This is a genomic window from Psychrobacter sp. M4, from assembly GCF_055699795.1.
This window is the reverse complement of record NZ_CM146740.1, coordinates 2,152,490-2,166,504: the sequence shown is the minus strand read 5'-3', so window position 1 is coordinate 2,166,504 and position 14,015 is coordinate 2,152,490. Positions and strand designations below refer to the sequence as shown.

Sequence of the window (14,015 nt, the reverse complement as noted above, 5' to 3'; positions counted from 1 at the left end):
AATTAAAATTAAGGAAGATGACCATGGTAGATTTATTCGAAAACCCAATGGGTCTACAAGGTTTTGACTTTGTTGAGTTCGCCTCACCTGATCCTGAGGCAGTAGAAGCGCTATTTGAGCAGCTTGGATTTACCCACGTCGCTAACCATAGATCAAAGGATGTCTCTTTGTACCGTCAAGGTGATATCAATCTTATCTTGAACCGTGAACCTAGAAGCCAAGCCAGCTACTTTGTAGAAGAGCATGGGGCAGGTGCTTGTAGCATGGGCTTTCGGGTTAAAGACGCTAAAAAAGCCTACGAGATGACAATTGAAAATGGTGCGCAGCCGATTGAGGTACCTACAGGAGTGATGGAGCTAAGGTTGCCGGCCATTAAAGGTATTGGCGGCTCACTTATCTACCTGATTGATCGCTTTAAAGACGGCGAATCTATTTATGATGTGGATTTTGTATTTTTCCCAGAGGTTGATCGACGTCCTGTTGGTCATGGCTTTAAGGTTATTGATCATTTAACCCATAATGTTTATCGTGGCCGAATGACTTATTGGGCGAAATTTTATGAGCGCATATTCAACTTTCGTGAGATTCGCTATTTTGATATCAAAGGCGAATATACGGGGCTGACCAGTAAAGCTATGACCGCGCCTGATGGCAAGATTCGCATTCCTTTAAATGAAGAGGCTAAACAGGGCGGTGGTCAAATCGAAGAGTACCTTATGAGCTTTAATGGCGAGGGCATTCAGCATATTGCGCTGGCAAGCGACGATTTGCTTGCCAGTATCGACAAGCTAAAAGAGGCAGGCATTCCTTTGATGACTGCGCCTACCGCCGCTTATTATGAGATGCTTGATGAGCGTTTGCCTAATCATGGCGAAAAAGTCTCTGACTTACAAACTCGAGGTATTTTATTAGATGGCACCACAGAAGGTGGTACGCCGCGTTTGCTATTGCAGATTTTCTCTGAGCCTATCTTAGGTAGCCCTGTATTCTTTGAATTTATCCAACGTAAAGGCGATTATGATGAAGGCTTTGGCGAGGGTAACTTTAAGGCGCTATTTGAATCAATTGAGCGCGATCAAGTGCGCCGCGGCGCTGTTGGTCAGTCTGAGAGCGAGACAGATTAAAGGTATTGGTTGATAAGACTTAGCTTAATAGCCTGCCACATAAACGATGAAGGCAGGTGATTGATGTGCAGTAAAACCTGACAAAGTTTCGCGCTAATATGGTAAAGCGCTACTGAGTTGAGATAATAAATCATATTAGATATAAGGATACCTTATGCTGTCAGAAACATTGACTCAGTTTTCGCCCAAGCTCGCCTTTACCATAGCAGCGCTAGTTATCGCTATCATGGGTGTGACTATGATAGGTTTTGGCTGGGTACCTCATTTGTCATTGATACTAGCTATTTGTTTTTTGTTGGCTATTGGTCTGTTTAAGAAGCTTAGCTTTAACGATATGCAGGCAAAAATGGCCGAAGGGGTCATGAGTGGTATCGGGGCTATTTATCTATTCTTCTTTATTGGCTTAATGATTGCCGCGTTAATGATGTCTGGAGCAATACCGACCATCATGTATTATGGCTTTGAGATGATATCGCCTGAGTTCTATTATATCTCCGCCTTTGTGCTGACCTCGATTATTGGGATAGCTTTGGGCAGTAGTTTGACCACAGCGGCTACGTTGGGTGTGGCTTTTATTGGTATGAGTAATGCCTTTGATGCCAATGTCGCTATTGCAGCAGGGGCAATAGTATCAGGGGCCTTCTTTGGGGACAAAATGTCGCCGTTATCTGATACCTGTACCATTGCCTCATCAGTTGTAGGTATTGATTTATTCGCCCACATTCGCAACATGATGTACACCACCGTCCCTGCATGGATCATTACGGTAGCGCTATTTTGGTTTTTCTCCGGACAAACGGTTAGCTCTGATCTCAGTCAAGTGCAAGTACTGCAAGGACAATTGATTGATAGCGGTTTGGTACAGGGTTATGCGGTGCTACCATTTTTGGTATTAGTAGGACTAGCCGTATTTCGAGTCAATGCTATTTATACCATTATCTGTACTATAATCGTCGCCTTAATCATCACTTATCTGCATAGCACGCCCTCTATTGAGCAGCTTGGTGGCTATTTTTTTGCCGGTTATACGCCAGCTGAATCCTTAGATTTAGGAGAAGTGGGCGGGTTACTGTCTCGCGGCGGCGTGCAAAGTATGTTTTTCACCCAAACTATCGTGATACTAGCACTTAGCCTTGGCGGACTTCTTAGCGCTTTAGGGATTTTGCCTGCCTTGTTATCAGGTATCAAAGATCATTTGACTAGCTCAGGCCGCGCTATATTCGCCGCTGCTATGTCAGCGCTTAGCATCAATGTACTCATTGGTGAGCAGTATTTAAGTTTGCTATTGTCAGGCACCGCTTTTCGCTCAACCTTTGAGCGACTCAATCTACATCCTAAAAACTTATCTCGCACTATTGAAGATGCGGGTACGGTTATCAATCCGCTCGTGCCTTGGAGCGTGTGCGGGGTGTTTATCAGTCAAGCTTTAGGCGTACCGGTGCTTGATTATCTGCCCTATGCTTTTTTCTGCTATTTGTCTTTATTATTGACCTTGTTGTTTGGTTTTACTGGGATAACGATTAGTAAAGCAGATAACAGCTTATAGAGATAAAAAGAGCGGCTTATTCGAAGATAAGCCGCTCTTTTATAAGTTAAATAATACCTTTGTCATTATTAAATAAAAATTTATGCAAATGGCTACTCTTTTAAAACCTCAACCATAGCGTTAGCGACATAATCGATGTTATCGACGTTTAATCCCGCTATACACATGCGTGAATTAGAGATCAGATAAACGCCAAACTCGCTTTGTAAACGCTCAATTTGCTCAGGGTTAAGTCCAGTAAAGCTAAACATACCGTTTTGGCGGGTAATATAATCAAAATTTTGCTCAGGCAGTTTGGCTTCTAGCACTGATTTAAGCTTGAGGCGCATGGCCTTGATGCGATCGCGCATGCCGTAAACTTCGCCCACCCACTGCTGATATAATTTGTCATCGTTCATGACGATATCGACTACATGACCACCATGTGACGGCGGGCTTGAGTAGATGCTACGTACCACAAAATTAAGTTGTCCAAAGACGCGCTCGGCTTCATCAGCACTTGGACAAACAACCGATAAGCCGCCAACGCGCTCGCCGTATAACGATAAATTCTTAGAAAATGAGTTGCTGACAAATACCGGTAATCCCATATCGACGGCCTTACGAATGGCGTAAGCGTCACTGTCCATATCTTCGCCAAAACCTTGATAAGCGATGTCCATAAAGGGAATAAGCTCACGCTGCTTAATCACCTCTAATACTTTATCCCATTGTTCACGCGTTAAGTCCATGCCTGTCGGGTTATGACAGCAAGGATGCAAAAGTACCACGTCATGCTTGTTTAGTTTTTCGATAAATTCAAGCATTTCATCAAACTTAATGCGACTATTGGCTTTATCGTAATAAGGATAACTACCGACCTCAATACCGCTACCCTCAAAGATAGCAATGTGGTTGCCCCAAGTCGGGTCGCTCACATAGCACTTTGACTTTGGAAACCATCTATGAATAAATTCCGCGCCGACTCTTAAAGCGCCCGAGCCGCCAATGGTCGCGATAGTCGCCACGCGTCCTTGTTGTAAAACTGGTGCGTCTTTACCGAATAGCAAGTTTTGACAACCTAAGCGATGTCCAAGTAGTCCTGCCATCGGCAAATAAGGCCTTGGCGTGATGGGATCAGCAATGCGCTGCTCAGCCGTTTTTACGCACTCAAGTACGGGTAGTTTGCTGTCTTCATCGTAATAGATACCGATGCTTAGATTGACTTTGTTGGGATTGCTATCGGCAAAGAATTTATCTACCAGCCCTAAAATCGGGTCGCCTGCGTAATAATCGACGTCTTTAAACATCTTGTTTTCCTATTGTTTTTTATAAAATAAATGCAACTACTTAAGATCATAAATTACATTCAGTAGGCATTCAATGCTAGATTTATTTACTGTACTGATAAGTTGATTATAGATGCTTTGATAGGGCTTTAGATAGTTAGTAGATTATTATTAAATATTTGTTAAACAGGAATTTAAATACTTATTAAAAGTTATTTAATAAGAACATTAATGGGTGTTATTATTAAAGTAATATTTAACCAAAAATCTTTTAAAGGCTCAAAATCTATTATTTAATTAAACATTTAAGGATAGACTATGACAACACAACAGCACATTTTAGCTTGTGTCGATGGATCGGCAGTCACTGAATCGGTCTGTGACTATGCAGCATGGTATGCTGGTAGATTGAACATACCCGTTGCTGTACTAAACGTTATTGATGTTCCCGACACCGCAAGGCGCGATTTATCAAAGGCAATAGGTGCTCATAGTCGCCGCGATTTATTATTTGCATTAACACAGATGGATGAGCAAAGAGCCGAGATTGCTGAAAGCTACAGTAAGGCACTAATACATGATGCAAAAAGCTATATCAATAGTCACTCTGATGTAGAAGTTAAAACTCACCAAAGCCGCGGTAAGCTATTGCCAGCTATCGAACTCCTCAAAACCCAAAATCGTGCGCTGGTTATGGGACGACGCGGAGAGGATCATAAAGGCAGTCAAATCAATATTGGTAGCCAAATCGAAACCGTTGCTCGAGCCTCAAGTACGCCGATTTTGATTTGCTCAGAGGACTTTAAAACGCCTCAATCGTACATGGTTGCGTTTGACGCTAGCAAAACTGCGATCAAAGCCACCCAAAAAATTGCAAGAAGTGAAGTACTAAGAGGAATGCAAGGTCATATCGTCATGGTGGGTCATAATAATAGCAACTCCAAAAATATTTTAGCTGCCGCCGCTGCCCAGTTAGATGCAGCCGGATTTAAGGTAGCCGCGCATCACTTGCCTGAAATGGATGTCGTCGATGGGTTATTAGGGTTTCAGGCGGACAATAATGTCGATCTTATTGTGATTGGCGCTTATGGACATGCCAAATGGCAACGATTATTTTTGGGTAGCACGACAACAAAACTTATTGCCAATACCGTCTCGCCTATTATTTTAGTGCACTAGTGAGTTAAGGTTTTTAGAGGGTAAATAATTAAGTAGTTATTTATCAGAGCATCATCAGAGCACCAGATACGTGCAATAAGCAATAGGAGAACAAGTTTTAATGAACAGTCGCTTTGCTAATATTAAAACGTGGCTGTTCGTGCCCGCTACCAAATTAGAGTTAATCTCAAAAGCTTTTGCTAGCGGCGCGGACGCGGTTATCGTTGATTTGGAAGATGCAGTTGCTGACAAGGACAAGGCGCAAGCGCAGGCAGATTTAAAGCAATACTTTGAGGCGCAAAACATTAGTCAAAGTAGTATAAGCAGTCAAAGCCGTAACGAAAGCAACCAACCGCTTTGGCTACGCATTAATAAAGCGGGCAGTAGCGAATTTGCTGAGGACCTAAAACTATGCCAGCAGTTGCCAAGCCTTACTGGAGTCATATTAGCTAAAGCAGAACAAGCGGCAGATATCGAGCACGTTAATCGAGAAATTGGATTACCCGTCATTGCCTTGATAGAAAGCGCAGTAGGGCTGTATAACCTTGATACCATGGCGAAAGCCTCAGGAATCTACGCTTTTAGCTATGGGTTTTTGGATTTATGCAACGATTTAGGCGTACAGGTCAACACCAACGCCGCTGATATTGTTGCCAATCAAATCCGCTATCAGCTCGTTATTGCTTCAAAAGTCCATCAATTATCAGCGCCTATTGATACCGTGTATCCAGACTTTAATGACAGCGCAGGACTCACGCAGCGCGTGCAACTGTGGTCGCAGATGGGCATGTCGGGAATGCTGTGTATTCATCCCAAGCAAGTGGCTATCGTTCAGCAAGCGCTACAGCCTACATTGGAGGAGCTAGAATTTGCCAAACGGGTAGTGGAGGAGTATGAGCGCAGCGGGCAGGCGGTATTTAAAATAGATGGTAATATGGTGGATGCGCCAGTGATTGCGCGTTGTCGGGAGTTGTTAGGCAATTAGTCCTTTTATGAATAGCGCCACCTTGTGAATAATAAAGCTGCCCTAATAACTATTTTTTATACAATACATATTACAACCAACACACACTAATTATATTAACTACAAACTATGATATTTATAAATAACAACATTAGTCTTGATGACAACGAGGTAGACATTAGCGCCATTCGCGCGCAAGGGGCAGGCGGGCAAAACGTTAATAAAGTGTCCTCCGCCATTCATCTGCGCTTTGATATCAATGCCTCAAGTCTAAACGATATTAATAAACAGCGCTTATTAAATAGCAAAGACAATCGCATTACCAAAGACGGCGTCTTAGTTATTAAAGCACAGCAGCATCGCACCCAAGAGCGCAATAGAGATGATGCCATTGACCGCCTTAGAAGCTTTATCATAGACGCTACCTATGTCCATAAAACTCGCAAACCTACCAAACCAAGCAGAAATGCTAAGCGTAAACGAGTCGATAAAAAAGTCCAGCGCGGCCGAACTAAGGCGCTACGAGGCAAGGTTGATATTTAAATAAATTCGCAGATTTTTGACGGTCTGTAATCTTTCTAATTTTTGCAATTTAAAATAGTTTGGGATTTTATCTATGTTAATCAATGCCGATTTTACGCTACCAGCGGCACTTGCGCCGCACAAATATCAATGGACGCCGTCACCGCAAAAAGGAGTCGAACGAGTAATGCTCGATCGCGTTGGCGCAGAAAAAGCGCGCGCCACCAGCCTAGTACGCTATGCACCCAACTCGTATTTCCCCCGTCATGAGCACCCAGGCGGTGAGGAGATTTTAGTATTGTCCGGTACTTTTTCTGCTGACGATCAGCATTATCCGGCAGGCTGGTATCTGCGTAATCCACCGACCTCAAAGCACATGCCATTTAGTGAGGATGGCGCAGTGATCTTCGTCAAACTATGGCAAATGCCGTCTGATGAAACCCGTCAAGTCTTTATCAATACCAACGATGATGACAATTGGCACAAGAAAGACGGCCGCGAGATTTGTCCTTTATTTGCAGCAGATTATGAACACGTTAGCTTGCAGCGTTTGCGTGCAGATGAAGCTTTATTTGCCGAAACTATAAAAGGCGGCGCTGAGCTGTTGGTACTAGAAGGTGAGCTGATCAATGAGGATCAGACTTATCAGCGCGGCGGCTGGATACGTCTGCCGGTAGGCGGGCAGACGCAAATTAGAGCAGGTAAAAAGGGCGTCATTATCTATCTTAAGTTGGGGCATCTATTAAACGTGATTGGTATTAATAATCAATAAATCATATACCAATTATTTTATTTAATCTCTAAATTGCAGATAAGCGGTACTAATGGCATCGGCATCTTCAATCTGGGGATAGTGACCCAAATCTGGCATGACAGTAATGTTAGCATTAGGAATCAGGGTGCGGTAACGCTCAATCATATGCTGCCCTGAGATGGGGTCCTTGGCGCCAGCGATCAGTTTGATAGGTACAGGGCTATCGATAATTGCTCCGACCCAGCGCTTGCGATATTTTTTGCGTTGCGGGATGTAATTTATCAGTTTATGCATGACGCCCAGACCGTTATTGTGCGTGAGCAGCTGCCATAGGGTATCGATGACCTCAGTATTTGGCGGTGTCTTCGGGCCGAATATGCGTTGCAAATTGGCTGCAAATTTCTGCTTACTAATTAGCTTAGATACTAAGGGTCCTAGTGGTGACAGTAGTAGCTTTTGGACTAAGATAGGTCGGTGCGTCTCAGGAAACAGACCTCCATTTAGAAAACAAACACTATGAATAGTCAGCTTACTACTGCCATTAACTTGCCGAGCTAACAGCTCCTGCGCTACGGTATCGCCGTAATCATGCGCCAAAATATGATAATTATTAACGCCAAGGGTTTGCAAAAAACTCTCGAAAATATCAGCTTGTTCGCTAATTAAATAACTTGCGTCTTTAGGCTTATCAGACAAGCCAAACCCTAGCATATCAAGGGTAATCACATAATAGCGCTCGGTAAGCTCATCCCACATACCCTCCCAGTCCCAGCTGGCACTTGGATAGCCGTGAATCAGTAGTAAAGCGGGCATGTTCTTGTCGCCGCCCTGACGCGTAAAGATTTGCCGCTCTTTTATCTTCTCATACTGTCCTTGTTGCTCCCACTCCTTAAGACTTATCATCGCCGTATTACTCCGCAAAAGAGGGGTCAGTGCGGTATAGTTTGCGCAGTAGCGCCGGCCACGCGATACCGCCGCCGGCCTCTTTGGTCACCGCTTGTGAGGCTGCTTGAATGCCCGCTAATATTTGCGGCGGTATATGAGTCAAAGTGCTAGCGCCGCTTTGTGCTTTGATTTGGACCTCACAGGCTCTTTGCATGATGTACATAAATAAAAACGCATCGGCCACCGTACTGGCACACGTAAGCAAGCCATGATTGCGCAGGATCATAAAATTGGCATCGCCTAAATTGGCGACCAAACGCACCTTTTCTTCTGGATTAAGCGCGACGCCTTCGTAGTCATGATAGGCTAAATTAGACAAGGGAAAAAGAGATTGCTGTGAGATGGGAAGGAGGCCTTGCTCTTGCGCGGATACCGCAACACCTTCGCTAGTATGCAAATGAATAACGCATTGCGCATCATGACGTGCTTCATGTACCGCGCTATGAATAGTAAAGCCTGCTGGATTAATATCGTACTCTGATGCGCCAATCTTCTCACCCGCTTGATTGACTTTAACGAGGTTTGAGGCGGTAATCTCTTCAAATAATAATCCATACGGATTAATCAAGAACGCATCTTCAGTATCGGGAACGCGAGCAGAGATATGGGTAAACACCAAATCATCCCAGCCGTATAAAGCAATTAGTCGGTAGCAGGCGGCCAGATTGACACGCATTTGCCATTCTTGTTCGCTTACCTGTGTTTTTATACTGTCCTTTTTATTCGTCAGTGCATCGCTTGTCATAGTGTCATCCTTTACTGTTGAAGATAGGGTCAGTATACCCTTACCAACTGGACTCAGGTTTATAAATTTTGCTTAATTTATTGGCTGACTCTACTACTAAAGAAGTTATGTGCTGCTCAAAATAATCACGGGTAAAGGTATCTACCGGACAGCTAATGGATAAAGCGTAAATATTTTCATTAGAAGCTCGATTCTTAACTGGTGCTGCGCAAGCAATCATATCATTATTAAATTTTTGCCAACTGGTCAGATGTTGTTTTTTCCGCGCGTGATCTACTGCTTCTAACAACTCCTCAAGATTTTTGGGAGTAGCATCGGAATAAGTTTTCCAATCTGTAAAATCATTATACCTTTGTCTTATCTCATCATCAGACAAACTGCCCAATAGTATTTGGCCAATCACAGTGGCATAGGCCGGCCATCTCAATCCTGGCAATATACTTGATATAAAATTACCCGAAGGCTGGATATTCTGCAAGTTGACGATGTCTATACCATCTAAAGTAAATAGGTGTACGGCTGTTCCTGTATCGTTCTTCAATTGCTCCATAACCGCATAGGCTTCTTGTTTGAATGAAGTGGAGCTTAAATAAGAGTAAGACAGATCGACAACCTTAATATCTAATTGGTAGTTTTTATTACTGTCTCTTTTTATGTAGCCCATTTTCTCTAAAGTAAATAACAATCTGTAGGCACTAGACTTGTTAATGTTTAAACTTGCAGCAATCTGTGATAGCGACATCTCAGTCATACCATTGTCGTTAAATAATTCCATTAATAGCAAACCATTGCGAAGACTGTTCACCATGTATTTATCATCAGATAATGCTATAGACATAATCTATCTCTCAAATTTAGTTGCGATGATTTTATCATATAAGGTAGTACTTTAGCTCAGTCTCTATACGTCTAAACATTAAATAGACGCGAGCCAATACAGTTTATTTCAATACACTTTATAGCAGTAAATTTGCTAAAGACTTAACCTTTTTTATCCAGCCTAAATATATTTCTTCATATTCCTATTTCAAGGGTGAAAACTGGTTCACTGCGTTTTTACATTATCTCGTTTTATATTGTTTAATCCTCTTTAACTTTAGTCCATATTTTGTACTCTAAACTAAATAATAGTGGTGTTCACTAATATTTAAAAGTTAATTAAATTTTTAATATTTATTTGTTATTTATAAGATATTGATTATATTGCTATTTTATAAGTATTTACTTATATAAATATTATGCAATTTAGTGTTGACATCTACAGAAAATCTAAGCTATATTAAGTTTTACCTATTAAATATAGTTTTACATGCAAAACTTTCTTACAAGGCTTATGACAAGACTAAGGATGGTTAAATGGATTGGTTACACGTATGCGATGTATCGGATGTCAACGAAGATGACCCTAAAGGCGTAGAGGTTAATGGTAAAAGGATCGGAATTTACCAAGTTGAAGACGAGTACTTTGCCCTAGAGAATATATGTCCGCATGCTTACGCCATCATGACAGATGGGTTCGCTGAGGATGACACCATAGAATGTCCTTTGCATGAAGCTATCTTTGAGATCAAAACCGGAAAATTGCTATCAGGTCCAGCTGAGCGCGGGCTATGCAGTTATGCGGTAAAGGTCGAAGACGACAAGATATACGTGCAAGACAAAGACGAAAAATCCGAATAACAGGGAGAATACAATGCAACTAGATAACGAGCACTATAACGAAGGTTTAGTCAGCTGGAAGCAGCATAGACCTAGTAAGCACGCTGGTATTAATAATATTCAGGTGCCAGGAGACTCAAAACTTATTGTTTGGCAAACCCGCGATCATGAACCGACTGACTATGAGTTGTCTTTAGCAAAAAATCTAATCGCAGCCTTTTCCTCTGGTGCTGAAACTTTAGAAGAAGTGGTTGATGCTCTTAATAATCAAGGCATGCTACTTGGGAATGGTAAGCCATTTACTCCCGAGTCGTTTGAAAGAGAAATGGAGCGGTTGGGTTACTAAATACTAGTTTGGGTCACTAAGTAAGGTGATGGGGAAACCAAGCAAAAATCAGTCAGGGAGTACAGAATCATGAGACAGTTTAATTCGTTAGACGAATATTTATCACTAGGACTTAGAAATTATTGGCATCCTGTTTTGGCCTCTTGGGAGATAAAAGCCAATCCAGTAGGGATTACCCGCTTAGGAGAAAATCTAGTCCTATGGCGAGACGATGATGGCGTAGTACATGCCTTAGAAGACAGATGCCCGCATCGCGGTGCCAGATTATCAATTGGCTGGAACTTGGGTAATAAGGTGGCTTGTTGGTATCACGGCGTAGAAGTTGATGGTACTGGCACTGTCGTCGATGTGCCTGCGGTTAGTGATTGTCCACTAGAAGGGCAGTCTTGTGTTCGCAGCTACCCTGTAGAGGAACACAATGGCGCTGTATTTGTATGGTTTGGCTTAGAAGATGGTCAAGAGCCTACGCCGCTTGAGCTACCAGAACAGTTAGCAAGTGACGACTGGAGTAGCTTCTTGTGCATGGCGGACTGGAAAGTCAATTATCAATACGCTATTGATAATGTGATGGATCCTATGCATGGAGCCTTTTTACATGCAACTTCTCATTCCATGTCTGAGGGTGATAAGCAATCTGAGATGGCATTTAATCGCACTGAAGACGGCTTTATCTTTGAGAAGACTGGACAAAAAGGGGTGAACTTCGACTGGGTCGAATACGGTGATACGGGTAGCCCTTGGTTAAGACTTTCTATCCCTTATAAAAGAGAATTTGGACCAGGCGGGGTATTTTGGATCGTCGGTTTTGCGACGCCCATTGATGAGAATAACACCCGAGTCTTTTTTTGGCGCTGCCGTGAAGTACAAGGCTGGCAACGTCATACTTGGCGCTTTATGTACCGTACCTATCTTGAGCAGCTGCACTGGGATGTGCTTGAGCAAGATAGAATTATTCTAGAAAATATGGCACCAAACGCTATGGAACACGAGTTTTTATATCAACACGATGTTGGACTGGCTCGCCTGAGAAGAATGTTCCAAAAAGAAGGTAAAAAGCAGCTTGCCAAGATTCAAGAGTTGCAAGCTGCCAAACAAGCTGAAAAAGAGACCGCAAGCTCATAACGAATGGTTGCAGTTTTTAGCGTACCACACTTGAAAGGGAGTTCAAGCCTGAATGGATAATTTGTTGCTGAATAAAAGAGTAGTGATATCAGGGGCGGCAAGAGGTCTTGGTTTATCTTTTGCTACTGCCTGTGCCAAGCAAGGCGCAGAGGTGCTCATGCTAGATGTGTTAAAAGATGAGGTGCAGACTCAAGCTAGATTATTAGAGGATCAAGGTCTAAAAGCCGTTGCTGGATATATCGATCTAGCAGATTCTGTCAGTGTTACGCAAGCTGTCGCTGCTTTAGTTGCTAAAAACCAGCAGGTCGACGGCTTGATAAACTGCGGGGCGCTGGCCACCGGTGTTGGTGGTAAAAACATGCTCGATTATGATGAAGATCTATGGGATAGGGTCATGCAGGTCAATATCAAAGGTACTTGGCTACTAAGCAAGGCATTGGTTCCTTATCTTAAAAGCTCTAAAGCGGGCAAGATTGTCAATATCGCTTCTGATACTGCGCTGTGGGGCGCGCCAAACTTGATGGCATATACTGCCAGCAAAGGTGCGATCATGGCGATGACACGCTCTATGGCCCGCGAGCTTGGCGAGTACAACATCTGCGTAAATAGTATCGCTCCTGGTCTCACTATCGTGGAGGCGACCGCCTATGTGCCACAGCAGCGCCATGATCATTATGTTGATGGACGAGCCCTCAATAGAAAGCAGTATCCTGAAGATATTGATGGCACCGCTATCTACTTATTATCCGATCTGTCTTCCTTTGTTACTGGACAAAATATCCCTGTAAACGGTGGTTTTGTATTTAACTAAGTTTAGCCTTAACGGGGTCTAGGCTTAACGAGCTTAACTAAGGAGCTTGAAATGATAAACGGAATTAAAACTTTAAAATTCGGTGTTGAAGATAAAGATCAATGTCAAAACTTTGCCACTGACTTTGGACTTAAACCTGTCGATTCAGATATTGATGACACCATAAAGTTCAGTATGGACAATGGTAGTGCCATCTATGTTTATGACAAAGATGACACTAGATTGCCACCTGCTTTTGAAGACGGTTCCACGCTTAGAGAGATAACATGGGCGGTCAATCGCCAAGAAGATCTTAATAAGCTAAGAGACAATCTACAAAATGTCGATGGCTTTCAAGATGAAGGTGATCTTTTATACTGCCGTGATCCTAATGGACTGACATTATCTTTTGAAGTTAGCATAATGCGGACCAATCTTGAGAAAATAAGCGTTGGGATAAATCAATACGGTTCTATTAATAGAATCAATCAAGCCAGTCCTGTATATGAAAAAGCCTCACCCTTAGGCGTGGGTCATATCGTACTGTTTAGTCCCAATCTTGCGGATTCCCAAAAGTTTTATGAAGAGAAACTAGGCTTTTATCTCTCCGATGCCTATAACGATCGCGGCGCGTTTATGCGCTGCGCTGCCGAAGGATGGCACCACAATATATTTCTATTAAAGCTACCTAACCGCAAAGAGCCGGGACTTAATCACGTAGCCTTTATCGTCAGAGACATCCACGAGGTTATCGGTGGCGGTCTGAATATGAACAGAAAAAAATGGGATTCGTTTATCGGTCCCGGTCGTCATCCCGTATCGTCTGCCTATTTTTGGTACGTGCATTCACCGTTTGGTGGCGCTTTTGAATACTACACCAACGACGATTATCTAACGCCTGAGTGGCAACCAAGATTCTATGACTATTCGCTCGATTTATTTACCGAATGGGCGGTCGAAGGTGGCATTGATGTCGAAACCAGACGACAGCTCAACAATATGTAAATAAGTGGTTGATAAATAGATAGATTGTGTAGTGTATAGACGGATAAAGCATAGATAAGGAAGTTTA

Annotated in this window: 15 protein-coding genes; 11 read left to right on the top strand and 4 right to left on the bottom strand. The window is 42.8% G+C overall.

Annotated features, from left to right (window positions below; all coding sequences use genetic code 11):
* Positions 1-23 precede the first annotated feature (23 nt).
* The gene (hppD, locus tag ACR63N_RS08885) at positions 24-1,124 is read left to right on the top strand and encodes a 4-hydroxyphenylpyruvate dioxygenase (RefSeq protein WP_367107545.1); all 1,101 of its coding nucleotides are present in this window, start codon (positions 24-26) and stop codon (positions 1,122-1,124) included.
* A gap of 154 nt (positions 1,125-1,278) precedes the next feature.
* Positions 1,279-2,670: a Na+/H+ antiporter NhaC gene (gene nhaC / locus ACR63N_RS08880; RefSeq protein ID WP_367107544.1), complete on the top strand. Its 1,392-nt coding sequence runs from the start codon at positions 1,279-1,281 to the stop codon at positions 2,668-2,670.
* 92 nt (positions 2,671-2,762) lie between these two features.
* On the opposite strand, the gene ACR63N_RS08875 is transcribed toward nhaC, so the two are convergent.
* On the bottom strand, positions 2,763-3,959 hold the full coding sequence (locus ACR63N_RS08875) for an amino acid aminotransferase (RefSeq protein ID WP_367107543.1): 1,197 nt from the start codon (positions 3,957-3,959) through the stop codon (positions 2,763-2,765).
* Positions 3,960-4,256: 297 nt separating this feature from the next.
* Here ACR63N_RS08875 and ACR63N_RS08870 point away from each other — a divergent pair, with 297 nt between their 5' ends.
* The 4 genes from ACR63N_RS08870 (at position 4,257) to ACR63N_RS08855 (ending at position 7,354) form a co-directional block, all read left to right on the top strand.
* The gene (locus ACR63N_RS08870) at positions 4,257-5,117 is read left to right on the top strand and encodes a universal stress protein (RefSeq protein ID WP_367104188.1); all 861 of its coding nucleotides are present in this window, start codon (positions 4,257-4,259) and stop codon (positions 5,115-5,117) included.
* Between the two features lie 100 nt (positions 5,118-5,217).
* A complete protein-coding gene (locus tag ACR63N_RS08865) occupies positions 5,218-6,081 on the top strand; it encodes an HpcH/HpaI aldolase/citrate lyase family protein (protein ID WP_367107542.1) in 864 nt (287 codons plus the stop codon).
* A gap of 108 nt (positions 6,082-6,189) precedes the next feature.
* Positions 6,190-6,603 carry an alternative ribosome rescue aminoacyl-tRNA hydrolase ArfB gene (gene arfB, locus ACR63N_RS08860; RefSeq protein ID WP_367104190.1) on the top strand — a complete coding sequence of 138 codons (414 nt, stop codon included), beginning with the start codon at positions 6,190-6,192 and terminating at the stop codon, positions 6,601-6,603.
* A 73-nt stretch (positions 6,604-6,676) separates the two neighbouring features.
* The gene (locus ACR63N_RS08855; protein WP_367107541.1) at positions 6,677-7,354 is read left to right on the top strand and encodes a cupin domain-containing protein; all 678 of its coding nucleotides are present in this window, start codon (positions 6,677-6,679) and stop codon (positions 7,352-7,354) included.
* Between the two features lie 21 nt (positions 7,355-7,375).
* On the opposite strand, the gene ACR63N_RS08850 is transcribed toward ACR63N_RS08855, so the two are convergent.
* The 3 genes from ACR63N_RS08850 to ACR63N_RS08840 are packed head-to-tail and all read right to left on the bottom strand — an operon-like array spanning position 7,376 to position 9,864.
* Positions 7,376-8,239: an alpha/beta fold hydrolase gene (locus tag ACR63N_RS08850; protein WP_367107540.1), complete on the bottom strand. Its 864-nt coding sequence runs from the start codon at positions 8,237-8,239 to the stop codon at positions 7,376-7,378.
* A gap of 7 nt (positions 8,240-8,246) precedes the next feature.
* Positions 8,247-9,026, bottom strand: a complete 780-nt coding sequence (locus ACR63N_RS08845; RefSeq protein WP_367107539.1) for a class II aldolase/adducin family protein — start codon at positions 9,024-9,026, stop codon at positions 8,247-8,249.
* A 40-nt stretch (positions 9,027-9,066) separates the two neighbouring features.
* A complete protein-coding gene (locus ACR63N_RS08840) occupies positions 9,067-9,864 on the bottom strand; it encodes an IclR family transcriptional regulator (protein ID WP_367104194.1) in 798 nt (265 codons plus the stop codon).
* 518 nt (positions 9,865-10,382) lie between these two features.
* Between ACR63N_RS08840 and ACR63N_RS08835 the strand changes: the two genes are divergently transcribed.
* From ACR63N_RS08835 to ACR63N_RS08815, 5 genes are all read left to right on the top strand, one after another.
* Positions 10,383-10,706, top strand: a complete 324-nt coding sequence (locus ACR63N_RS08835; protein WP_367104195.1) for a non-heme iron oxygenase ferredoxin subunit — start codon at positions 10,383-10,385, stop codon at positions 10,704-10,706.
* Between the two features lie 13 nt (positions 10,707-10,719).
* Complete coding sequence (locus ACR63N_RS08830; RefSeq protein ID WP_367104196.1) at positions 10,720-11,031, top strand: recombinase-like helix-turn-helix domain-containing protein; 312 nt, start codon at positions 10,720-10,722, stop codon at positions 11,029-11,031.
* A gap of 69 nt (positions 11,032-11,100) precedes the next feature.
* On the top strand, positions 11,101-12,153 hold the full coding sequence (locus tag ACR63N_RS08825; protein WP_367107538.1) for an aromatic ring-hydroxylating dioxygenase subunit alpha: 1,053 nt from the start codon (positions 11,101-11,103) through the stop codon (positions 12,151-12,153).
* A gap of 52 nt (positions 12,154-12,205) precedes the next feature.
* Positions 12,206-12,964, top strand: a complete 759-nt coding sequence (locus ACR63N_RS08820; protein WP_367104198.1) for an SDR family oxidoreductase — start codon at positions 12,206-12,208, stop codon at positions 12,962-12,964.
* 51 nt (positions 12,965-13,015) lie between these two features.
* Positions 13,016-13,948: a VOC family protein gene (locus ACR63N_RS08815; protein ID WP_472781886.1), complete on the top strand. Its 933-nt coding sequence runs from the start codon at positions 13,016-13,018 to the stop codon at positions 13,946-13,948.
* Positions 13,949-14,015 lie beyond the last annotated feature (67 nt).